This is a genomic window from Peribacillus faecalis, assembly GCF_014712675.1.
Taxonomy (GTDB): domain Bacteria; phylum Bacillota; class Bacilli; order Bacillales; family DSM-1321; genus Bacillus_AD; species Bacillus_AD faecalis.
In genome coordinates, this window is the sequence record NZ_JACXSI010000028.1 from 26,658 (window position 1) to 49,323 (window position 22,666).

The window sequence follows — 22,666 nt, forward strand, 5'->3', positions numbered from 1 at the left end:
GGAGAAGAGAAGAGATGAGTTTAAAAGTTGAGAAAAAAGGTTACTTTGGAGAATTTGGAGGAAGCTTCGTTCCCGAAGACCTTCAAAAAGTAATGAATATTATTGAAGAGAATTTTTTGCATTATAAAGATGATCCGTCTTTTCAAGAAGAGCTGCGTTACTATTTGAAGGAGTATGTCGGACGCGAAAATCCGTTAACTTTAGCAAAGAACTTAACGGAACAGCTTGGCGGAGCAAAAATTTATTTAAAACGTGAAGATTTAAACCATACAGGTGCTCATAAAATCAACAATGCTATCGGACAAATTTTATTAGCTAAGCGTATGGGCGCTAAACGTATCATCGCAGAAACAGGCGCAGGTCAGCACGGCGTGGCAACAGCTACTGCTTGTGCAATGTTCGGGCTTGAATGTGTCATCTACATGGGCAAGGTCGACACTGAGCGTCAAGCGCTTAATGTATTCCGTATGGAATTGCTGGGAGCAAAAGTCATTCCTGTCGAAAAAGGCCAAGGTCGCTTGAAAGATGCCGTTGATGAAGCATTAAATGACCTTGTGCAAAACTATGAAAATACGTTTTACTTGTTGGGTTCAGCTGTCGGTCCGCACCCGTACCCATCAATGGTTAAGCATTTCCAAGCGATTATCAGTGAGGAATCAAAACGCCAAATTATCGAAAAAGAAGGAAAGCTTCCTGCCGCTGTCGTAGCATGCACAGGAGGCGGAAGCAATGCTATCGGCGCTTTCGCTCATTATATTGAGGATGAAGAAGTGCGTCTTATCGGCGTAGAACCTTCAGAAGCGCCTTCTATTTCCGAAGGGGTTCCGGCTGTTCTTCACGGATTCAAATGCTTAACATTATTGGACGAAAACGGCGAACCGAAGCCGACATTCAGCATAGCAGCCGGATTGGACTATCCTGGTGTCGGACCGGAACATAGCCATCTGAAAGTCAGCGGAAGAGCAGAATACGTTACTGTAAATGGCCAAGAAGCGCTGGAAGCCTTCCAAGTGCTATCCAAAACAGAAGGAATCATACCGGCACTCGAAAGCTCCCACGCCGTCGCCCACGCACTCAAACTGGCAAAACAATTAAGTCAAGATGACATCATCATCGTCAACTTGTCAGGCCGCGGCGATAAAGACGTGGAACAGGTTTTCGGGATGCTAAAATAGGTGCCTGTCACCAACCGATTTCACTCGATATTTGTCGAAAATCAAAAGAGCTGCGCTAAAGTGATTGTTATCACTTTTGTGCAGCTCTTTTGGTGCCTGTCACTCCCCTAAGTTTGTCGAATGATTAGTTAATGGACTGTCCATAAGTATAGCTTTTTTCTTCAAACTCCCTTCTCTTTGATGCGGAAAATGATGTAGATGCATAGACATCTAAACCTGCTGCTCCGACTTGTGTCCAAGCACCGATTACCTGTAGCTTTGCCCCTTGTAACTCTTGTTCATTCACAGATAAACTCGCTCCAACTGCTTCAATAAAGGCCCCAATACCAGTAAGATATTCCGAGGTTGCTTTTATTCCTTGCTCCAGATATGGCTCTTGCCTTGTTGTGCCCTTCGCTTCTAAAAAAGCTCCGAGCGATTGGATTGCACTGGATAACCCATCCATTGCGATAGAAAATCTCAGTTTTGACTCAATTACCTCTTCCTCCGGTGTCACTTCTTCTTCTGCGGTCTCAGCAGCTATTTCAGTTGTTCCCTCTGCAGTTTGCATATTGGTACCAGTAGCTGTTGCAGTGGAAGGTTGCTGACTGGCAGTGTTCCTGAACTGACCTCCGGCATTTTCTTGATTCATTGCCGCCCTGCTCCCTGAATCTGTAAATGTGTAGCGATATAAATTAATCCCTTCCGCTACAAAGAACGTATTTCCTGCGTTACCGATTGCCTGTAGTAAATTTCCGGTCATTTCTGTTCTAATTGGTTCAGTGGGCCGAAGACTGTATTCTTTTTCATTTCCCATATACTGCACAACATTGCCGATACTTTCTACCCCATTACCAACCACTATTCCCCAAGCCCCCTGCGGACTCCTTGTCAAATAAACTTCTGTCAAGCTTAACGCCGTAATAATCGTCCCGATAGATATAAGAACAGCTCCAGCGACAAGAAAATCACTAGCCTCAACTTCTATAAGATCCTTTATAAGATCTTCATCCGTATGTTCTTTCTCCTTCCCCATCCATCACGCCACCGCCCCATCGTTCTATGTCGATAGTATATGATATTCAATCTTTCCAGTGCCTGTCACTACCCGAAATCACCCGAAACATAACAGTTTTTGTCGAAGTTTCAAATATAATAAAAGGAGCTTCGCAAAAGCTGAAGGTTATCACTTTTACGAAGTTCCTTTTTGAAAGGGGTTAACACTGTCACTCTACGAGCTTTGTCGAAGCTCTTCGTTTAACAACAAAGAATATAGTGAAAATTGTACCGCCGATTAATCCATCTATCATATCGAACATTGTGTCATCCGGATCCCGACCTTGGGCGGTGAAATGCAGCAGCTTGTCCCCAGCAAACTCAAGCAGCTCCCATGTACCAGCGACAGCTAGTGCAACGGCAACAAGATACAGGGCAACGAAAGCAGATGGAAGTTTATCTTTTAATTCCTCTTCAACCAGAAGACAGAGTACAATCCAAGCTCCATAACCGATCCAAATTCCGGAGCTTACATGAAGAAAGTCATCAAAATGATGAATGCTGTACCCGCCTCCAAAGGTGCCTAATCCTACTGAAATGAAAATGAAAATATACGTCATCACTGCAAATAATGACGGGAAAGGTTTTTGAGCTTTCATTTGCCAAAAACCAACTGCAAGCAAAGCGGCAATTGTTAAAATACCCATAAACCCTTTTGTACTGCGCCCATCAACGTACATGAAAATAGACCAGCCCGATATAACAGCTGTCACAGCTAGCCAGGTGATTCGTTCCGTTATTTTATGCATCGTATTAGACTCCTCTCTCCTAAGATGCCTTTATATATAGTGTAATGGTATGTGAGGAGATATATCCATCACCACTTTTTTCCGTCTGGAGAGATGCTACGTCGTATGACGACGATAAGAGTAACGATATTTTTCATCATATTTTAGTTTGTGCAATACGCTTTGCGTGCCTGTTGCGCTAAATCCTTGGGAGGAACCAATTACTTGAATCCATGAGCCGATTACCTGCAGTACAGCATTTTCGATTTCTTTCGACTCATCACTTAATGCAAGGAACAGTCCGAACGCTTGGATAAAGGAACCGATTGCAGTAATATAATCGCCGGTTGCTTTCATTTGCTGAGTTTCATAGGGAGGAAGGCTTAAGATTCAATTCCCCTCTATATAAGCGCCTACACCTTGAATAAAATCGGTCAACGCATACACTTCAGTAATTCTCCGTAGTATCTCGCTCCTTTCTCTGCTTGCTTCTGATTCTTCTACGTCTGTGTTAACTGTTCTCTGCTCCTGACTCCTTATATACGAAAAAGAAAACAACCCAAAATCCAAACCTTCCGACACAACTACTGCAGTGCCTGCATTTCCTACCGCCTGAGTCAAGGAACCAATCATACCGGAATAGTGCCCTTCAAGTTTTTTGCTGAAGTATAGCCTTTCCTTGCCACAGCTTGCATCACATTACCAATACTAGCCACACCATTACCGATAATAACACCTTCCGCTCCCCGCGGACTTTTAGTCAGCAAAACTTGCGTTATACCGATAGCATTCAATATAGCGCCAATCAAAATAAGTACAGCTCCAGCAATCAAACCATCATCCACTTCAATTTCTATCAAATCTTGCAGTAACTCCTCCTGACTCCGTTCTTGTCTCATCCTGATCGCCCCACCGTTTCAGCGCAGATGGTTTATGATATTCCGTTAGCAATGGAAAATTGACAATGGGAGAAGTTTTGCTGTGAGTGGACCTATGAAGTTCTTAGCATAAAAAAAGCCCCGCATAAGTTCATTGAACTTTGCGGAGCTTCTTGTTCCCTCATATTACAAAATTACCTCTTCCCTTTATCATAAATTTCACCTAATGCTCTCGGAGCTCGATTTGATTTAGAGAAAAAGATTAATAACAATAATGTTAATACATACGGTAAAATCATGAATAAATCAGTATAGCTGCTTGGCAATGCCATTGATTGAGCAATAAAAGATCCGCCCGATTTTGCAAAGCCAAATAAAAGACACGCAGCTAAAGTAGGAACGATCTGCCAGTTTCCGAAAATCAATGCGGCAATGGCCAAGAAACCGTATCCCATATAAATGTTAGAAGAAAAGTTTGCTGAAATCGAATAGGCAAAACACATGCCGCCTAGACCTGATAACAGACCCGAAATTAACACAGCTGCAAACCTAATTTTCGATACATTCACACCTGCTGCATCCACCGAATGAGGATTATCTCCACATGCTTTCAACCGCATGCCGAATTTTGTTTTATATAGAAGATACCAAGCAAAAACGGCAATCACGATGATAATCAATTCAAACGGATATACATTTGTAAAGACCGCACCTACTATTGGTATATCAGCCAAGACCGGAACAGTGAACCGATTCATTACGCCCAACTGAAACTTGTCTGAAGCTGACCCAAAGACAATCGAATTTATTTGTGTCGTCAAGAACGTTGTTAACGCCAATGCCAAAATATTGATAACAACACCGCTGATTACTTGATCTGCCTTAAACTTAATGCATAGTACAGCATGAATTACGGCAAAAGCCATCCCACCAATCATTGCAAACAGCAAAGCCACATAAAATAGATTTTGAATGTCTACCCCAAACGCATAAGCAGTTAAGACAGCTGCCAGCGCTCCTATGAATGCCCCGAAACCTTGGAAACCTTCAAGAGCTAGATTGGTAATACCGCTCTTTTCACTATATATGCCACCGATTGCCATAATAAAAAGAGGCAAAGCAAAGGATAAACCATCAATAATTACTGTATCCATTATGATGCACGCTCCTTTCGATCTACTTCTTTTACTTCCAAGCGGCTAAATTTATATTTCAAATATCCTCCGCACGCACTAAATAAGAGGATTAACCCTACAATCACAGAAGAAATTTCTTGTCTGATTCCTGCTTGCGAACTCATATACGTACTTCCTTGATCAATAATAGAAACTAAAAATGATGAAAAAACAACGCCAATCGGATGAGAGTTTCCAAGTAGAGAAACTGCCACTGAATCGAAGCCGATGCCAGATAGCACTTTTGGTTGTATGGATGCATAGTACCCTAAATAATAGGTAACACCCGCAAGACCAGCCAAGCTTCCTGAGATAACCATCGCTAACACTGTATTTCTGCCTACGTTAATCCCCGCAAATTTCGCTGCTTTTCGGTTAGAACCAACCGCTTTAATCTCAAAACCAACTACCGTTTTGTCCATAACAAACTTTATTAAAACAGCAGTGATGATGGCCAAAATAAAACCTAACGGAATATCCATCTTCAAATTTGCCATTTCGACATTCACTAATGTTAATCTGGCTGCTTCTGAGACATATTGAGACTGCCTTGAAACAGGATCAATATAAAACATTTGAATGAAAAAGCTTATAACATATTGCGCAATATAATTTAACATGATGGTCGAAACAACTTCATTGATGTTAAATTTATATTTTAACCAGCCTACTAATCCTCCCATCAGACCTCCGGCAACTATACCGATCAGTAAAACAAGAGGCTTCGCGATAATTGCATCCAACCCGCTGTAGCCAACAATAATTGTCGCAAAAAAACCTGAGACAAGCATTTGACCGGCAACCCCAATATTGAACAGACCTGCTCTGAAAGCAACCGCAACTGCCAAACTAGCAAATATAAGCGGCGTCATGGCATTAAGCAAACTCAGAAAATCAGTCAACATACTCTTATAGCCGGCGTAAGATGGCTTAGGTAAAATCCCCGACCCTTGCAATAAATTATAAAACGCCTGCAAAGGATTTTTGCCGATTAAAAGTATTACAATAGCTGCTGCAACAAAGCTTAAAATAATCGCGACTAAAGGTATTGAGATAGATTGCCATTTCTCACTGCTTATTGGATTTATAAGACTACTTTGTAAGATGTTTTTCTTTTTATCGTTACGCATGCTTTGCCCCCATCATGTATTCACCAACTTCATTTGTCGTTAATGATTCACTGCTAGCAATCTTTTGAAGTTGGCCATTATAGATGACTCCTATTGTGTCTGCCACATTCATGATTTCTTCTAGCTCTAAGGAAATGAGCAAAATCGCTTTTCCGCGATCTCGTTCACGAATCATCATCTTATGAATATTTTCGATTGCGCCAATATCAACTCCACGTGTCGGCTGAACAAAAATCATCAGCGGTGATTGCAGTTCGATTTCACGTGCAATGATCGCTTTTTGCTGATTGCCTCCGCTCATTGAACGAACTTGTGTTTTCACGCCTTGACCACTTCTAATATCATATTTGTCAATTAATTCACTGCCGGATTGCTCGAATTGTTCTTTGTTTAAGATTCCCTTACTAGAAAAAGGGGTTTTATAGTACTGCTTTAGAGCCAAGTTAGTTGATAGATCGAAGTCCAGAACCAAACCGTAACTTTGTCTGTCTTCAGGTATATACGATATTCCAGCTTCTGTTCTGTTTCTTATACTTTCATTTGTAATATCCTTGCCTTGAAGAACAATTTTCCCTCCGCTTGCCTTTGTCAATCCGGCAATGGCATCCGCGATCTCAACTTGACCATTGTCTGCTACTCCGGCAATAGCAAATATCTCGCCGCTTCGTATAGTAAATGACACGTCTTTTACTACTTCAAATCCGTCTTCATTTTTAACGGTCAGATTTTCTACTTTCAGTACTTCCTCTTTAAACTGAGCAGGCACTTTTTCGGCTTCGAAGTTTACTTCTCGGCCTACCATTAATTGAGCCATATGGTTTGTAGACGTTGTCTTCACATCCAACACATCAATCAATCTTCCTTTGTTCAATACGGCGCATCGGTCAGCTACTTTCTTGATTTCTTCCAGCTTGTGCGTAATCAAGATGATAGTTTTCCCGCCGTCTCGCAGGCCTTTAATAATATCTAGTAAAAATTCAATTTCTTGCGGAGTTAAAACTGCAGTAGGTTCATCAAAAATGAGGATATCCGCTTCCCGATACAGCACCTTCAAAATTTCCACCCGCTGTTGCATAGAAACGTTCAAATCAGCTATTTTCTTCGTGGGTTCCACCTCTAAGCCGAAGCTTTTGGATAGTTCTTCAATTTTACGGTTAGCGCTACGTACATCTACATATGGAAAGAAGCCGGCCCATTTTTTGATTGGCTCAATTCCCAAAATAATGTTCTCCGTGATTGTGTAATCAGAGACTAACTTGAAATGTTGATGAACCATGCCTATGTTGAGTTTTGCCGCATGGTTAGGAGAACTGATTTGCACTTTCTCGCCGCGAATGTAAACATCTCCTTCATCAGGTTCATACATACCGCTCAAAATACTCATCAACGTTGATTTTCCTGCACCATTCTCACCTAGTAAGGCGAAAATTTCTCCCTTTTTTATACCGATTGACACATCATCATTCGCTACTATCCCAGGGAATCTTTTCGTTATATTTCTCATTTCTACAATGTAATCCGACATCTTTCTCCTCCTTCACCACAATTAGGAAAGAAAAATTTAGAAGTTCATTATCCTCCAATCAATTCTTTATCTGGTGGATGATGAACTTCTAATTGTTCATTTTCACTATTTTGTTTTTATATTAATGTTATAGACCTTGAAACTCTTCCGGCGTTTGGCCGTTAAAGTTAGATGCTGGTACGATTGTTCCGTCTTTCACTAAGTTATACGCTTCATTCATTTTGCTTAGTGTATCTTCCGATAGTTGATGACGTCCTTCTTCCTTTGTAAAACCAGTTGAATCTGTATCTGCATGAAGGACTACGTTTCCGCCTTCAAAGCTTCCGTCAACGATAGCATTTAATGTCTTCTCTACATTCATGCCCATGAATTTCATAGCAGATGTTAACACGATGTTTCCTGAGCCATTTACACCATCATCATATTGGTCAACATCACAGCCAATTACTTTAATGTCGCCTTTGGCTTCCTTAACTGCAGTGAATACACCATTACCTGTCTCGCCTGCCGCAACGAAGATTCGATCGACTCCTTTTTCAATCAGCGCATTCCCGATCACTTTACCAGTCGCTTGATCGCCAAAAGACCCTGCATAGTTACCGCCAATATTAGCACCTGTCACGTCAGTTCCTGCATAGCCAGATAATTCAACCACTTCGACATTTTTCCCATAAACTTTATTGACATAGTTTACGCCTGATTCAAATCCGAACTGATAATTTACATTTGAAGGATAGGCAATCCCATTTACAACTGCTACTTTATTTGTTTTTGTTTCTAATGCTGCAGCCATCCCTGCAAAAAAACCGCCTTCTTGTTCAGCGAAGTTCATCGCATAGATATTGTCGAATGAGTCTTGCTCACCTACAGCTGTAGGCTCAGAGTCACTTAGAATGAATACTTTATCAGGATTTTCTACAGCAATGCTCGAAACCCCTGCAAATTGGAATCCGGGACTTACAATAACATCATAATCCGCCACAATATCAGCAACAGCCTGTACAGCCGCAGCCGGATCGCCACTTTCTTCTTTGATAGCTGTTACTGTAGCAGTTGGGTTATTCTCGATAAATTTTAAAATACCATTATAGTTATCTTCATTAAAGTTGCCATCATCAACGCCGGATAGGCTTGTTACAATAGCAATTTTCAACCCTTCCTCTCCGGACTGTGCTTCATTCGCGCTATTTCCGCATGCCGCCATAGCAGCCGTCATTAACGCAACAATTAATAATAATGCTATTTTCCTTGTACTTTTTTTCATTACAATGATCCTCCTCTATTTATCACGCTGTTCGAAAAAAATTAAAAATCACCGAGTAATTAAGTGGCACCGGTGCTTGACTTCAATGGGAGATAAAAACAAAAAAATCACCGCATTTATATAAACATCCATTCAGTCAAGCAATTTACGGTAGTTCAATAGAAACTTTCGGGCACTCTCTATTGTTATATTAAAATAACAATTAATTTCACAACGTCATATTAACATCGGGAATATCTATCGTCAACAAAAATACGTACATTTTAAATAATATTTTATATTAATGTTCGTTAATAAAATAAAAGTAAGCGTTTTTCTGATTGAATTTGTATAAAACACGATCTATTCAATTACTGAATCCCGTTATCTACTCACAACAAAGACTTCACCTTTTATCCAAAAACGAGACCTCCCATAAATTCCGTAAACTTATGAGAAGCCCACTTGTATGACGCAGTATGCACTTTTTAATTGGAGAGAAACTAATTCTATCAATTTGCCTCCGCCCTTATCCAATTGCGATGCATTTTATTCTATAGACCTGGAAAACTATCTGGCGTATAGCCATTGAAATTAGAAGCTGGTGCAATTGTGCCGGCTTTCACCAGCTCGTAAACTTCATTCATTTTGCTAAGCGTATCTTCCGATAATTGGTGACGTCCTTCTTCTTTAATGAAGCCAGTGGAATCTGTATCTGCAAAAAGTACTACGTTTCCGCCTTCGAAGCTTCCGTCAATAACAGCGTTTAATGCCTTCTCAACATTCATGCTCATGAATTTCACTGCGGATGTTAACACGATATTTTCAGAGCCGTTTGCTCCTTCATCATATTGGTCAACGTCCACACCAATTACTTTGATGTCGCCTTTAGCTTCCTTCACCGCTGTGAATACACCATTGCCCGTGCCGCCTGCCGCAACAAAGATTCTGTCGACTCCTTCTTTGATCAATGCATTACCAATCACCTTGCCAGTTGCTTCATCTGCAAATGACCCTGCATAGTTACCGCCAATGTTAGCACCTGTTACGTCAGTTCCTGCATAACCTGATAATTCAACCACTTCAACATTTGTACCGTACACTTTATTGACATAGTTTACGCCTGATTCAAAACCAAATTGATAATTTACATTTGAAGGATAAGCAATCCCGCTTACAACTGCTACTTTATTTGATTTTGTTTCTAATGCTGCGGCCATTCCTGCAAAAAAGCCGCTCTCTTGTTCAGCAAAATTCATTGCATATATATTTTCGAATGTTTTTTGGTCACCAACCGCTTCGGGTTCTGAGTCATTTAGGATAAATACTTTATCTGGGTTTTCAACTGCTATGCTTGAGATTCCAGCAAATTGAAACCCTGGAGTTACAATAACATCATAGTCGGCCACAATATCTGCAACTGCCTGTACAGCCGCAGACGGGTCGCCGGTTTCTTCTTTAACCGCCGTTACTGTTGCTGTTGGGTTATTTTTAATGAAATTCAAAATGCCGTTATAGTTATCTTCATTGAAGCTGCCATCATCCACTCCTGAAGGGCTTGTTACAATGGCGATTTTCAGCCCGCCTTCACCTGCTTCTTTGTTTGCTGCATTGTCATTATTTCCGCATGCCTCCATTACGACAGTCATTAGAGCAAGAACTAAAATTAATGCTATGTTTTTAATACTTTTTTTCATTATGTACTTCTCTCCTCTGCCTTTTTTATTGCTTCATATAAAAATTAAAAGCACCGAATTATACCGGTGCTTGACTTCAAAAAGGCAGATATAAAAGAAGATAAGATAGAAATTGGAATATCCTCTCATTTATATACGCAACCTCGTAGTCAAGCTATTTATGGTAGCTCGGTAGAAACTTTCGGGCCATATCCCCAATATTATACGAGAATAATATTTAATTTTTACAAAGGAAATGTTAACATCAGATTTTCTAACTGTCAATAAAAAATACGTACATTTTCACGCAAAAAGAGATTAACATTCGTTAATCTCTTTAGGAAGGTGAATATTTTATGAGTTTTAAATTATAATTCAAGTAATTAAGTATTCATCCCCAATTTCCTTCCAATCATATACTGGTTTTAATATATGGTTTCTAAGAACAGCTTCTACTCGTTCCGCCTCTTTATTTTCAATAATTGCAAGGATATTCTTATGTTCGGTAATTGAATCTTCAAAGCAGTGTTCGCTCCGGGTGAGATTAAACATTCGGTGATAATCCGATGCCATTTGAGAAATGGCTTTCCAAGTATTGTTTCTATGATGACTGTGAAAGATGGTGGAATGGAAATTATCATCCAATTCATCAAATTTCCTTGCCAACTCTCCTTGATCCAACGTCGAATCTAACAGTAACTCTTGAAAACGAATGATTCTTTTCAGTCGATTAAAGCTTTCTTCAGGAAAATTATCACATGCCAGTTTTAAATATTCCTTCTCTAAGTCGAACCACATACAGGCAGCTTCTTCAACTAATTCTGGATTAATCTCTGAAACATACGATCCTACTTGAGGAATTAAATCTACTAGATGTTCTTGTTGCAGTTTCCATAGAGCATTTTTTATAGGTGTGCTTGAGACTTTAAGTGCCTCGGCAAGTTCTCCTACACTTAATAGTTGTCCCGGCTTTAATTCTAATGATAAAATTGCTTCTTTAATTGCTCTATACGAATAGTTTATATTATTCTCACTCGGTAACCTCGGCAGCATTTTCACCATATTTATTCTCACTCCCATTACAAAGAACACTGATCATTATTAGTTTATGTATAATTGCTTCTAGCAGTATATAAAGAAAGAAGATAGTTATCTTTAAACTAAACTACCTTCTTTCATACTCTGCTTCTGATTAATTCAGATAAGATTTTCTATGTTTTTATTAAAGGTGATTACATATGTGTATCTATGAAACCACAGAATGCATCAACAGGGCTTACACCTTTAAACTCTGAATGTCCTAACAATTTATCAACTATTGCAGATAATGTATGTCCATGATTATCATAAGCATTAATGTACGTCTTAACTTGCGGTACATCTGCTAAGTGGAATGGACATTGTAATGATATAAATATTGTCGGCACTTCATTTACATAGAACGGTATATCCGGAGTTCCTTTTGAAGGATTCCATTGAATACGCTGGTCTGTGCTTGGTGCCACATCTGCTATATTGATAATTACATCATAATTATCTGTTAAATCAGAAATTGCACGTTTTTGCGCATATACGTTCATTACTGCAGCCATCATTTCTTGTGGTGGAAGTTTTACAATCTTATCAATTGAAGACTCATAAATTTCTACTTCAAAGCCTTCTTTTTCAAGCTTTTCCTTCATTAATTCGATTGGCTTTTTCTTGCCACCTGACATAGCAGCCATGATTTTACCATAAGCAGATTCAGGTCCTTTTACTTCAACAAGTAAAACGCGCTTATGCTTTTCTGGGCTAATCGGTAATAATTCTTGCTTGTTTTTCACTAATGTGATGGCTTTATCTGAAATTTCTGGAGCAACAGCTTTATTTTCTTCTAATCCAATTTTAGCCATCGCTTCTTCTTTTGGTTGTAAAATTTCAGTTTTTGCTTTTTTGTGTAAACCTAAGAAAGCTTTTAAGCCTAAAATACGCGTTAATGCTTCTTCAAGTCGTTGTTCAGTGATGATACCTTTTTTATAGCCTTCCATCATCCAGTTGAAGTCTTCTTCTGGATCATTAAAGAATAAGAATAAATCACAACCAGCAGCGATTGCTGTCGGTAACATATCACTACGCTTCATCGCAGATGTCATCGCTACCATGTGAGAAGCATCTGTTACGATAACGCCGTTGAAGTTTAATTTATCGCGTAATAGGTTTTGTAATACGATATGGCTTAAACTTGATGGCATGGCTAACTCTTCTACAGTCGCATTTGGTTTAAAATGACGTACATATTCTGGTAAAGCGATATGGCCCGACATAATAGAAGGTAATCCTGCTTCGATTAATCCGCCGTACACTTTTCCGAATGTGTTATCCCACTCTTCTACTGATAATGTATTTGGAGCAAATGATAAGTGGTGATCGCGTTCATCTACACCATCTCCTGGGAAGTGCTTAGCAGCTGGAGCAATACCACTTTCCATAATCCCTCTCATATACTCTAAAGAGAATTCTAAAACTTGCTCTGCTTTATTTGAATAGCAACGAGAAGAGATGACTGGGTTACGCCAGTTCATATCGATATCTACTACTGGTGCAAAACTCCAGTTACATCCAATTGCAGCTGCTTCAACACCTGAAACTCTACCCATTTCATACGCATACTTCGGATCATTTGTAGCACCGATTTTAACTTGAGAGCCTACATAAGTTCCGTTTACACAAGCCCCATTACCACCTGCTTCAGTGTTAGCAGCAATTAATAGAGGAATTTTACTGTTTTCTTGCAAGATTTTATTTTGGTCATATACTTGTTCAGCTGTAGCCGGATTGTAACGAACGGCACCGATATGATAGTCATTTAACATTCCTTTTAAATACTCTTCATCACGGCTGGCTCCCATGTTTACAAATAATTGACCGATTTTTTCTTCAATTGTCATATTGGCAATTGTTTCTTCTACCCATTGAATATCTTTATCCGTTAGATTATAAGGTTTAGCTTTTAAATCTACCGTTGTTGTTCTATCCTTTAATTCAATCATTAACGAAATCCTCCATCTTAAAATATAGATTTAGAATTGGCTTGAATGATATGTATACATATCACTCGAGCCAATCTTTCATCTTTAACTCTTCAATTCATTAACTATTTGCATTACGTTTTGCTGTTAAATCTGCTGCAAGCTGGATTGTCTTTTTCTTATTCAACGGATACATGAATAAAACGACTGCAACAATTCCGTATAAGATACCTGGCACTAATGTACCCAGCATGTAAATACCATCTAATACTTCTTGTGGTTGCGTACCTAGTGCAGCATTATAACCAACAGCAGCAATTGCTACCCCACCGATACCACCAGCTACTGCTTGTCCTATTTTTCTAGACATAGAAACAATTGAATAAACCGTTGCGTCTTCTCGTAATGATGTTAAGTATTCATGATAATCAATAACATCTGAAATAAATGCGTAACTAATAAAATTGTAGAATCCCATACTTGCCATAGCTAATGCTACAACAGCAATGAATGGCATTAATTCAATACCTTTTAAGAAGAATAGTCCAATATATATAATGCTTGCAGCTGCCATTCCGACAACACCAATTTCTTTTTTACCAAACTTTGCAACCAATGGTTTTACTAATGGAACCGTAATAAACATTGTACCCATTTGAACAAGCCCAATAATACTTAGAGCTGTTGCATTTCCAAAGTAATCTTTAAATAGATATGTATTAACTGCCATTGCAATAAATGATGTTAGCATTACTAGAAGTGATGCTGTTAGTACCCATAAGAATGGTTTATTTTTCACTAAGCTTTTTACAGAACGAAGGAAATCACCTTTTTTCGCTTCTTTTGCTGGTGCTTCAATACGTTCTGTTGAAAGTTTGTAGCAACCAATATAACAAGCCATTGCTAGCACACCAAAAACACAAGCTGTCATAAACATGCGATCTGCATCAAGTTTGTTATCTACAAAAACAATCATTGGTCCAAGAACATTAATAATAAGACCTGCTAAGCTAGCACCTACTGTACGCCATGTAGATAGTGTTGTTCTTTCAACTGGATCAGCTGTAATAACAGAAGCCATTGATCCATAAGGAATATTAACTGTACTGTATAATGTACCCCAAACAATGTACGTAACAAATGCCCATGCTAGATAGAATCCATCTGACATTCCAGGAATGGTTGTGAACATTAAAACACCTGTAAATACTAACGGGAATGACATGCGCAATATCCAAGGCTTAAACTTTCCATTTCTTGTTGTTGGTCGTGTATCAATAAAACGCCCCCAGGCTACATCAGCAAATGCGTCCCATAGTCGAGCAGCCATAAATAATACCCCTACTGTTGCAGCGCTAATATGAAAAATATCCGTATAAAACACCATTAAAAATGTACTAGTTAATAAGAAGAAGAAATCATTACCAAAATCACCTAATAAATATCCCAATTTGTCACGGAAGCCAAATGGTCGCACTGGTTTGGATTCAATTTGCTCCTCCTGTACCCATGCTGGTTCTCTCATACTCATTACGTTTTCCTCCTTGAAATAAAATGATTGCATTAGTTTGTTCAATACTGAGCAAACTTGTGTAGATATTCTTTTCTTTTTTACTTTGAGATACAAAAGTTTGTTCAATACTGAGCATATTAGAACTCACTATGCCTCTCTAAAGAAAATAATTATTGCTATACCCCCGAATGTAAACGTTTGCATAAATTATACTAGTATACTTCAAAGAAGAAGCACTGTAATAATTACTCTTACACCTCTTAACGTTATAACCGTTCACATCTTAAAAAAATCAGTGGTCTTAATAAATTATTTATCTCGAACACCCAACTACTATACTAGTATACTTTTGCCAAAAAAACATTTCATGAAATTGCTTACTTTTCCTTTTTTTTTGATTCAAATTGCTTTTCCACTGCCGGCTTACATAACCTTTCTATTTATATACCGCATATAAAAGGACCTATGAAGACTGAAAAATAGTTTCTAAGCCAAATAATTAGAGGCTTCTTAAAAACTAAAAATTTTAAGAAGCCTCTTCCAGTTTACATTTCAACTTTATGACAAAGATCTATTTATAAACTCTTTTTGCAGGTTTTTCGGTGAGACCATGTATTCCTTTTTAAAAAGTCTGTAGAAGCTCGAATAGTCTAGAAAACCGCATTTTATCGCAATTTGTTCCATTGGAAGCTGGTTTTGCTTAATCATGTCCAAAGCCAAAGAAAGGCGTTTTAATGATACATAACGATAAAATGGCAAATTCATTCTTCCTTTAAAGTAATGTGAAAAATAGTATTTATTCATGTGAAAACTTTCAGATACGAAATCCAGACTCAAATCTTTATCTGTCAAATGCACTTCAATAAATTCTAATATCGATGCTAAACGTTTATCTAACCCATTATTCATGCTTAAGCATTGTTTACTAAGTGAAGGATCGAATATGATTTCCAGCGCCTGAAACAGCAGATTTTGCAAGGTAAAGGAATATGTACATTTACCTTCCTCAACCTTCTTAATAATATCATTTAGTAAAGAAACCACCTTTTGAAAACTCTTGGAATCAAGTTGATACATGTAGTTTCCGTTCGTTTTTTGGAAAGTGATGTTTTCTTTTAATATCGGGGAACTATATTGAAAATCCAACAGTAAATGAGGATTAATACTAATTAGAATGCGCTCATATTGATCGAAATCTTTGACCAGCGCTCTATGAATTGCATGAGGAGGAATCACCATGACATCTCCTTTTTTTAACGAGTAAGTCTTTCCCTCACAAAAATATTCACATTCCCCGCTTTCAAGTATTAAAAATTCAAAAACGTCGTGACTATGCAATTGAAAAAAGGTTTCGGTACTTGTGGAAATATGTCCAGTTTCGTTATGTTTTTTCAAAAGAACTTGTTCAGGTATATTCTTACCTACACGATAGATTTCGAAATCCCGGATTGACAAAGGTAAAAAATGTGTTTCTTTCATACTTCATAATCCTTCCCTTCAACAGCAACAATTACAATATTTATAGCAATAAATGATATTTTCCAAATAATCTTTGGTGTTATTATAACAATATAAATGATAGCGTGTTCAATATTATAACGGTATTTATTATAGATGAATATTGGGGGTTCACGTAATACTAGTTATGTTAAAAAGTATAACGATGCATGCTCACCTCTTCACAAATGATAACCCGAAATAAAGCACATGCTAAAGATAGTAAAAAATATTGTGTGAGGAGAGTTCAACATGAATAAGCAACATAATGATTCAGAAAAGAATGGACAATTCCCGTGGATGGATAAGTCACTGTCACCACGTGAACGCGCTGAAAAGCTTGTAGCCGCTATGACTCTGGAGCAGAAAATTGCCCAGCTTCACGGTTCGATGAATACGATCAACATCTATGACATGCCGTCTATGGATGAAATGAATGAAATGAGCCCAGAAGAGCAAGATCAGCTTATGGCTCAGCTCCAAGTACAACGCCATGTTAAGGGTATTGACGAGCTAGGAATTCCGCGTTTCCGCATTACTAACGGTCCTGTAGGCGTAGGTATGGGCGACGGACACCCAAGCCCTGCTGCTACTGCATTACCAATGTCTATCGGTCTTGCTGCGGGCTTTGATCCTGAGCTTGCACGCGAATACGGAGATATCATCGGTTCTGAGACGGCGACACTTGGCCAACATGTGCTTGAAGGACCAGGAGTGTGTTTACACCGAACTCCGATTGCCGGACGTAACTTTGAATACTTCTCAGAAGATCCTTACCTTTCAGGGGTGATGGGCGTTGAGGTTACGAAAGCGATTCAAGAACACGATGTTATTGCTATGGGTAAACATTATGTCGTTAATGATCAAGAGTATGAACGCTTCCGCACGAGTGTCGAGCTGGATGAGCACGTATTGCGCGAGCTGTACCTGCTTCCTTTCGAAATGTTAGTGAAGGACGGCGACATTGCAGCAATCATGAGTGCCTACAACCGCGTTCGTGGTGTTTACGCAACGGAAAACCGTTATATCCTAAATGATATTCTTCGTGACGAGTGGGGCTTCGAAGGTTACGTGCAATCTGATTTCTGGTCATGCCGCTCTGCTGCTGCATCATTGAATGCCGGTATGGACCATGAAATGCCGGATGCTAAATGGTTAAATGAGACGAATGTCAAAAATGCACTTCAAGATACAAGTCTTGAGATTCAAACTGTTGACCGTGCATTAATTCGCCGCTATACGCAAATGTTCCGTTTCGGTCAATTTGAGCGTCCTTACAATCCAGGCAAAATCGATGCAAAAGCTCACGGTGCAATCTCCAGAAAAATCGGTTCTCAGATGGCTATTCTTCTAAAGAACGAAGATGGAATGCTGCCGCTTGATCCGAAAGGCTATAGCTCTATCGTAATTATCGGTCAGTCTGAGTTTGTTGATGATGCTTGCAATGGAGGCGGCGGCTCGTCCAAAGTTACTCCGCTTTATACTGTACCACCGGTAGAAGGGATGCAGAATGTTCTGCAAAACCTTGGTTCAGATACGAAGGTCAGCAAGTTCACTGTCGCTAAAGATTTATCAAACCTTGAAGAAGCGAAATCCGCTGCCGCTGAGGCTGATATGGTTATTGTAATGGCCGGATTAGTTGCCTCTGAAGGTTTCGATTTACCTAGTCCGAACATGCTGAACGATCAAAATCGCATGGTTGACGAACTGCTGGATATCAATGCGAACACTGTTGTCGTTATGAAAGATAGCAGCCCTGTGATGATGCCATGGATTTCTAAAGCGAAAGCCGTTCTGGAGGCATGGAACCAAGGTACTGAAGATGGTCACGTTGTTGCTGACTTACTATTTGGTGTTGTCAATCCGTCCGGCAAGGTACCTACAACATATGCAGCATCCGAGGATGACCTTTTATACGCAAATAACCCTGAGCGCTATCCTGGTACAGACGAAGGCAATGGCTTCCCGGTTATCCGATACTCTGAGGGCTTAAACATGGGCTACCGCTGGTTCCAGTCTCAAGGAATTAAACCATTATTCCCATTTGGATATGGTCTATCTTACACTTCCTTTGAGCTTTCCGGATTCTCAGTAACACCATCACAAACAGATGGCAAATCGCCTATCAAGGTAAACGTGACTGTAACCAATACAGGCAAGGTTGCTGGAGCTGAGGTCGTTCAAGTATATTTAGGCATCCCTGTCGAAGGACAGCCGCCTAAACGTCTTGTAGGATTCCAAAAAGTTCACCTAGAGTCTAACGAGTCTCGAGAAATTACTATTACAATTGACCCAATGGCTACAAACCATCCGATGGGTGTATGGGATTACTACAAGCATGACTTCGTAGTAAAGCCTGGCGAGTACACTGTATACCTTGGCACATCTAGTGAAGATACGCCTTACAAAGCTACAGTAGTCGTTGAATAAAAGAATATTAATTGTTAGAAGGATTGAATTCTTAGTAGGATTCAATCCTTTTTCTTTATGAGCGCAATATTCCCTTTTTTAACAAGCATAAAAAAAGAAGCCTCCCACAAGTTTTTCAACTTATGAGATGCTTCTTTGGATTGGGAGGCGGATATTACATCATGCCGCCCATTCCACCCATGCCGCCCATGTCAGGCATTGCAGGTGGGTTTGGTTCTGGTTTGTCAGCTACTACAGCTTCTGTTGTTAAGAACATAGCTGCAACTGATGCTGCGTTTTGTAATGCAGAACGAGTAACTTTAGTTGGGTCAACGATACCAGCTTCGATCATGTTTACCCACTCGCCGTTAGCTGCGTTGAAACCAGTGCCTACAGGTTCATGTTTCAGGCGTTCAACGATTACAGAGCCTTCTAGGCCAGCGTTGTGAGCGATTTGACGTACAGGCTCTTCAATCGCACGTAACACGATGTTCACACCTGTAGCTTCGTCACCTTCAGCAACGATTTCAGAAACTTTGTTGTATACGTTTAGAAGTGCAGTACCACCACCAGCAACGATACCTTCTTCAACAGCTGCACGAGTTGAGTTTAGAGCATCTTCGATACGAAGTTTACGCTCTTTAAGCTCAGTTTCAGTAGCAGCACCAACTTTGATAACCGCTACGCCTCCTGCAAGCTTAGCAAGGCGTTCTTGTAATTTTTCACGGTCAAATTCAGAAGTTGTTTCTTCTAATTGAACACGGATTTGGTTGATGCGAGCATCAATGCCGGCTTTATCTCCGAACCCTTCAACGATTGTTGTGTTTTCTTTTGTAACAACAACTTTCACTGCGCGGCCTAGAGATTCGATACCAGCAGATTTAAGGTCACGACCTAGTTCTTCAGTGATTACTTCACCGCCAGTTAATGCAGCGATGTCTTCAAGCATAGCTTTACGGCGGTCACCGAAGCCAGGAGCTTTTACAGCTACTGCATTGAATGTTCCGCGAAGTTTGTTCACTACTAAAGTAGCAAGTGCTTCACCTTCAACATCTTCAGCGATGATTAATAATGGTTTGCCTTGTTGTACCACTTGCTCAAGAACCGGAAGTATTTCTTGGATGCTTCCGATTTTCTTATCAGTGATTAAAATGTATGGATTGTCTAGAACAGCTTCCATTTTGTCTGAATCAGTAACCATGTATGGAGATGCATATCCACGGTCGAATTGCATACCTTCTACTACGTCTAATTCAGTTGTGAAGCCTTTAGATTCTTCAATTGTGATTACGCCGTCGTTACCAACGCGCTCCATCGCTTCAGCAATTAGTTGACCTACTTCTTCATCAGCTGCAGAAATAGCCGCTACTTGTGCGATAGATTCTTTGTTTTCGATTGGTTTAGAAATTGCTTGAAGTTCTTCAACAGCAACTTTAACCGCTTTTTCGATACCTTTGCGGATACCCATTGGGTTAGCACCAGCTGTTACGTTCTTTAAGCCTTCACGGATCATTGCTTGAGCAAGAACTGTTGCAGTAGTTGTACCGTCACCAGCGATGTCGTTTGTTTTGCTTGCAACTTCAGCAACAAGTTTAGCACCCATGTTTTCGAATGCATCTTCTAATTCGATTTCTTTTGCGATTGTTACACCGTCATTTGTAATTAAAGGTGAACCGAATTTTTTCTCAAGAACCACGTTGCGTCCTTTTGGTCCAAGAGTTACTTTTACTGCATTTGCAAGAGCATCTACACCGCGAAGCATCGAACGGCGTGCTTCTTCACTAAATTTAATATCTTTAGCCATCTTTCATTACCTCCCTATAAATATCAACATATCTTAAATAACGGACTGATCCGTCTCAAAAAGTCATTATGTTATTAGCCAATAATCGCTAAAATGTCGCTTTCGCGTAAAATTAAGTATTCAGTACCTTCATATTTCACTTCAGTACCTGCATATTTTGAGAAGATAATACGATCACCAACAGCAACCTCTAAAGCTACTCTTTCACCGTTATCAAGCACAGTTCCAGCACCTACCGCTACAACTTTACCTTCTTGAGGCTTTTCCTTCGCAGTATCCGGCAATACGATGCCACTTGCAGTTTTTTCTTCTGACTGAACTAGTTCAATAATAACGCGATCACCTAATGGTTTTAACAAGAAAAACACCCTCCTCAATTTCATTTCCAAATTGTCATTCTTTTATTAGCACTCATTATTATTGAGTGCTAACACAAGTTATATAATAAATAAAATTAGATGAATTTTCAAGTCTTTCAGTTTAAAAAATTTCAGTTTCTTTTCTACAATTTCTGCGAAAATACTTTGCATAGTCACGCAATCCTTCTACATTATGTAACAAATCTCTCAATTTTATAACTTGAATAGACAATTAATGCATTTTTGCAGAAACGTTTGTAACTATACGATAAAAAGCAGTACAATAAATATAAGCAATTTTAAAGGAGTTAACAGAGTGAAAAAACAATACATATACGTTTTGTTGACCTATATTTTAATGCAGCTTTCCAGTCTTATAGGTATGCCGCCAATTTATCTGTATTTGATAAAAAAGGGCTATTCATCAGCCGATGCTGAATTATTCGCGACCGGATATTGGGGCATATTCAGCTTTTCAGCCGCGCTGCTGATTATCTTGCTGATCTTGCGGAAAGAACTGTTTATAAATGAACCGCTGTTGCGCACAGAGCTTCCGAGAGCATCTGCTTCGCTTGCCGCATTCTGGGCGATTGCCGGCATCTTCCTAGCCTTTTTCGCACAGTCTATTGCCGGTATGATTGAAGCGGCAATAGGAATTGAAACAGGCTCTGAAAATACGCAATTCCTTGTTTCGGTAATAGATAAAATGCCATTATTCATCATCACCACATCAATTATCGCGCCGGTTTTGGAAGAAATTGTATTTCGTAAAATTATTTTCGGGGCCATATACAAGCGCTGGAACTTCTTCATTTCAGCTTTATTGAGTTCTCTCATTTTCGGTCTTGTGCACTTTGAGTTTGAACATATTCTTTTATACACAGCAATGGGCTTCACATTTGCCTTTTTATATGCTAAAACACAAAGAATCTTTGTTCCGATTGCAGCTCATGTTATGATGAATACACTTGTTGTTATCGCTCAATTTGTCTATAGAGATGATATTAATGAAATGATTAACAGCATGGAACAAGTTCAAAGCTTTATTGGAGGATTTTTATGAGACGTCAGTCACCTTTAGTATCAGGTCTTTTATATATGACATTAGGAACACTGTTCACGTACTTGGCAATCAGCTATGTACAAGAAGACGGATGGACATGGTTCTCTTACTTAATCGTATTCCTTGCTACTATTGATTTCGGATCAGGCATTCGTCTGATTATGCTTCATTACCGAATTAAAAGAATGCAGAAGAAATAAGAAAAACCGTCACCGGTCCTTTTTCATCATGAGTATACTACTCAGATTCACTGCGATGAAAAAGGAGACATGCTGGAGTATATTTAGTTCAAAAATATATACTGGCTTATCTTAAAAAAGGCTGTTCAACTTACTGAAATAAAATGTACCCTATAGAGTAGACACTTCAAAAAAGGTCTACCTATGGGGTACATTTTTTATATAATGAAGAAACATCAAAGAAATACTGGGGAAGAATATGAGTAAAA

The 22,666-nt window shown here is 39.3% G+C and carries 20 protein-coding genes and 1 riboswitch; of the genes, 4 read left to right on the forward strand and 16 right to left on the reverse strand.

What is annotated here, in order from left to right; genetic code table 11:
• Positions 1-14 precede the first annotated feature (14 nt).
• Positions 15-1,175: a tryptophan synthase subunit beta gene (gene trpB, locus IEO70_RS12295; RefSeq protein ID WP_190998668.1), complete on the forward strand. Its 1,161-nt coding sequence runs from the start codon at positions 15-17 to the stop codon at positions 1,173-1,175.
• Positions 1,176-1,299: 124 nt separating this feature from the next.
• Here the strand turns inward: trpB and IEO70_RS12300 are convergent, their stop codons facing one another.
• From IEO70_RS12300 to IEO70_RS12365, 14 genes are all read right to left on the reverse strand, one after another.
• On the reverse strand, positions 1,300-2,190 hold the full coding sequence (locus IEO70_RS12300; protein WP_190998669.1) for a DUF6944 family repetitive protein: 891 nt from the start codon (positions 2,188-2,190) through the stop codon (positions 1,300-1,302).
• 190 nt (positions 2,191-2,380) lie between these two features.
• Positions 2,381-2,959, reverse strand: a complete 579-nt coding sequence (locus IEO70_RS12305; protein ID WP_190998670.1) for a hypothetical protein — start codon at positions 2,957-2,959, stop codon at positions 2,381-2,383.
• A 96-nt stretch (positions 2,960-3,055) separates the two neighbouring features.
• Complete coding sequence (locus tag IEO70_RS12310) at positions 3,056-3,295, reverse strand: DUF6944 family repetitive protein (protein WP_190998671.1); 240 nt, start codon at positions 3,293-3,295, stop codon at positions 3,056-3,058.
• Between the two features lie 33 nt (positions 3,296-3,328).
• A complete protein-coding gene (locus tag IEO70_RS12315) occupies positions 3,329-3,571 on the reverse strand; it encodes a hypothetical protein (protein WP_190998672.1) in 243 nt (80 codons plus the stop codon).
• Positions 3,568-3,837, reverse strand: a complete 270-nt coding sequence (locus IEO70_RS12320) for a hypothetical protein (RefSeq protein ID WP_190998673.1) — start codon at positions 3,835-3,837, stop codon at positions 3,568-3,570. The genes IEO70_RS12315 and IEO70_RS12320 overlap by 4 nt, the downstream gene beginning before the upstream one ends.
• Before the next feature lie 173 nt (positions 3,838-4,010).
• Positions 4,011-4,970, reverse strand: a complete 960-nt coding sequence (locus IEO70_RS12325) for an ABC transporter permease (RefSeq protein ID WP_190998674.1) — start codon at positions 4,968-4,970, stop codon at positions 4,011-4,013.
• On the reverse strand, positions 4,970-6,121 hold the full coding sequence (locus IEO70_RS12330) for an ABC transporter permease (protein ID WP_190998675.1): 1,152 nt from the start codon (positions 6,119-6,121) through the stop codon (positions 4,970-4,972). The genes IEO70_RS12325 and IEO70_RS12330 overlap by 1 nt, the downstream gene beginning before the upstream one ends.
• Positions 6,114-7,646, reverse strand: a complete 1,533-nt coding sequence (locus IEO70_RS12335) for an ABC transporter ATP-binding protein (protein WP_190998676.1) — start codon at positions 7,644-7,646, stop codon at positions 6,114-6,116. Before IEO70_RS12335 ends, IEO70_RS12330 begins: the two co-directional genes overlap by 8 nt.
• 127 nt (positions 7,647-7,773) lie before the next feature.
• Entirely contained in the window at positions 7,774-8,910 is a 1,137-nt protein-coding gene (locus tag IEO70_RS12340; RefSeq protein WP_190998677.1) for a BMP family lipoprotein, read from the reverse strand.
• Between the two features lie 533 nt (positions 8,911-9,443).
• The gene (locus IEO70_RS12345) at positions 9,444-10,586 is read right to left on the reverse strand and encodes a BMP family lipoprotein (RefSeq protein WP_190998678.1); all 1,143 of its coding nucleotides are present in this window, start codon (positions 10,584-10,586) and stop codon (positions 9,444-9,446) included.
• A 126-nt stretch (positions 10,587-10,712) separates the two neighbouring features.
• Positions 10,713-10,814: riboswitch (purine riboswitch) on the reverse strand.
• A 126-nt stretch (positions 10,815-10,940) separates the two neighbouring features.
• Positions 10,941-11,627, reverse strand: a complete 687-nt coding sequence (locus IEO70_RS12350) for a GntR family transcriptional regulator (RefSeq protein WP_190998679.1) — start codon at positions 11,625-11,627, stop codon at positions 10,941-10,943.
• 170 nt (positions 11,628-11,797) lie between these two features.
• Complete coding sequence (locus tag IEO70_RS12355; RefSeq protein WP_190998680.1) at positions 11,798-13,594, reverse strand: glycoside hydrolase family 3 protein; 1,797 nt, start codon at positions 13,592-13,594, stop codon at positions 11,798-11,800.
• A 100-nt stretch (positions 13,595-13,694) separates the two neighbouring features.
• The gene (locus tag IEO70_RS12360) at positions 13,695-15,104 is read right to left on the reverse strand and encodes an MFS transporter (RefSeq protein ID WP_328820925.1); all 1,410 of its coding nucleotides are present in this window, start codon (positions 15,102-15,104) and stop codon (positions 13,695-13,697) included.
• 540 nt (positions 15,105-15,644) lie between these two features.
• Positions 15,645-16,565 carry an AraC family transcriptional regulator gene (locus IEO70_RS12365; RefSeq protein ID WP_190998681.1) on the reverse strand — a complete coding sequence of 307 codons (921 nt, stop codon included), beginning with the start codon at positions 16,563-16,565 and terminating at the stop codon, positions 15,645-15,647.
• 270 nt (positions 16,566-16,835) lie between these two features.
• Between IEO70_RS12365 and IEO70_RS12370 the strand changes: the two genes are divergently transcribed.
• Complete coding sequence (locus IEO70_RS12370; RefSeq protein ID WP_190998682.1) at positions 16,836-19,013, forward strand: beta-glucosidase family protein; 2,178 nt, start codon at positions 16,836-16,838, stop codon at positions 19,011-19,013.
• Positions 19,014-19,167: 154 nt separating this feature from the next.
• On the opposite strand, the gene groL is transcribed toward IEO70_RS12370, so the two are convergent.
• Positions 19,168-20,796, reverse strand: a complete 1,629-nt coding sequence (gene groL, locus IEO70_RS12375; RefSeq protein WP_190998683.1) for a chaperonin GroEL — start codon at positions 20,794-20,796, stop codon at positions 19,168-19,170.
• A gap of 74 nt (positions 20,797-20,870) precedes the next feature.
• Entirely contained in the window at positions 20,871-21,155 is a 285-nt protein-coding gene (groES, locus tag IEO70_RS12380; protein ID WP_190998684.1) for a co-chaperone GroES, read from the reverse strand.
• A gap of 316 nt (positions 21,156-21,471) precedes the next feature.
• On the opposite strand from groES, the gene IEO70_RS12385 reads away from it, so the two are divergent.
• Together IEO70_RS12385 and IEO70_RS12390 are read left to right on the forward strand one after the other, a co-directional pair.
• Positions 21,472-22,218, forward strand: coding sequence for a CPBP family intramembrane glutamic endopeptidase (locus IEO70_RS12385; RefSeq protein ID WP_190998685.1), 747 nt, complete (start codon positions 21,472-21,474; stop codon positions 22,216-22,218).
• Positions 22,215-22,418 carry a YdiK family protein gene (locus tag IEO70_RS12390; RefSeq protein ID WP_190998686.1) on the forward strand — a complete coding sequence of 68 codons (204 nt, stop codon included), beginning with the start codon at positions 22,215-22,217 and terminating at the stop codon, positions 22,416-22,418. The genes IEO70_RS12385 and IEO70_RS12390 overlap by 4 nt, the downstream gene beginning before the upstream one ends.
• Positions 22,419-22,666 lie beyond the last annotated feature (248 nt).

What these genes read in the sequence shown, in the direction of transcription:
- trpB (WP_190998668.1), top strand. Translation starts at nt 15, where the DNA reads ATGAGTTTAAAAGTTGAGAAAAAAGGTTACTTTGGAGAATTTGGAGGA.
- IEO70_RS12300 (WP_190998669.1), bottom strand. Translation starts at nt 2,190, where the DNA reads ATGGGGAAGGAGAAAGAACATACGGATGAAGATCTTATAAAGGATCTT.
- IEO70_RS12305 (WP_190998670.1), bottom strand. Translation starts at nt 2,959, where the DNA reads ATGCATAAAATAACGGAACGAATCACCTGGCTAGCTGTGACAGCTGTT.
- IEO70_RS12310 (WP_190998671.1), bottom strand. Translation starts at nt 3,295, where the DNA reads ATGAAAGCAACCGGCGATTATATTACTGCAATCGGTTCCTTTATCCAA.
- IEO70_RS12315 (WP_190998672.1), bottom strand. Translation starts at nt 3,571, where the DNA reads ATGATTGGTTCCTTGACTCAGGCGGTAGGAAATGCAGGCACTGCAGTA.
- IEO70_RS12320 (WP_190998673.1), bottom strand. Translation starts at nt 3,837, where the DNA reads ATGAGACAAGAACGGAGTCAGGAGGAGTTACTGCAAGATTTGATAGAA.
- IEO70_RS12325 (WP_190998674.1), bottom strand. Translation starts at nt 4,970, where the DNA reads ATGGATACAGTAATTATTGATGGTTTATCCTTTGCTTTGCCTCTTTTT.
- IEO70_RS12330 (WP_190998675.1), bottom strand. Translation starts at nt 6,121, where the DNA reads ATGCGTAACGATAAAAAGAAAAACATCTTACAAAGTAGTCTTATAAAT.
- IEO70_RS12335 (WP_190998676.1), bottom strand. Translation starts at nt 7,646, where the DNA reads ATGTCGGATTACATTGTAGAAATGAGAAATATAACGAAAAGATTCCCT.
- IEO70_RS12340 (WP_190998677.1), bottom strand. Translation starts at nt 8,910, where the DNA reads ATGAAAAAAAGTACAAGGAAAATAGCATTATTATTAATTGTTGCGTTA.
- IEO70_RS12345 (WP_190998678.1), bottom strand. Translation starts at nt 10,586, where the DNA reads ATGAAAAAAAGTATTAAAAACATAGCATTAATTTTAGTTCTTGCTCTA.
- IEO70_RS12350 (WP_190998679.1), bottom strand. Translation starts at nt 11,627, where the DNA reads ATGGTGAAAATGCTGCCGAGGTTACCGAGTGAGAATAATATAAACTAT.
- IEO70_RS12355 (WP_190998680.1), bottom strand. Translation starts at nt 13,594, where the DNA reads ATGATTGAATTAAAGGATAGAACAACAACGGTAGATTTAAAAGCTAAA.
- IEO70_RS12360 (WP_328820925.1), bottom strand. Translation starts at nt 15,104, where the DNA reads ATGAGTATGAGAGAACCAGCATGGGTACAGGAGGAGCAAATTGAATCC.
- IEO70_RS12365 (WP_190998681.1), bottom strand. Translation starts at nt 16,565, where the DNA reads ATGAAAGAAACACATTTTTTACCTTTGTCAATCCGGGATTTCGAAATC.
- IEO70_RS12370 (WP_190998682.1), top strand. Translation starts at nt 16,836, where the DNA reads ATGAATAAGCAACATAATGATTCAGAAAAGAATGGACAATTCCCGTGG.
- groL (WP_190998683.1), bottom strand. Translation starts at nt 20,796, where the DNA reads ATGGCTAAAGATATTAAATTTAGTGAAGAAGCACGCCGTTCGATGCTT.
- IEO70_RS12390 (WP_190998686.1), top strand. Translation starts at nt 22,215, where the DNA reads ATGAGACGTCAGTCACCTTTAGTATCAGGTCTTTTATATATGACATTA.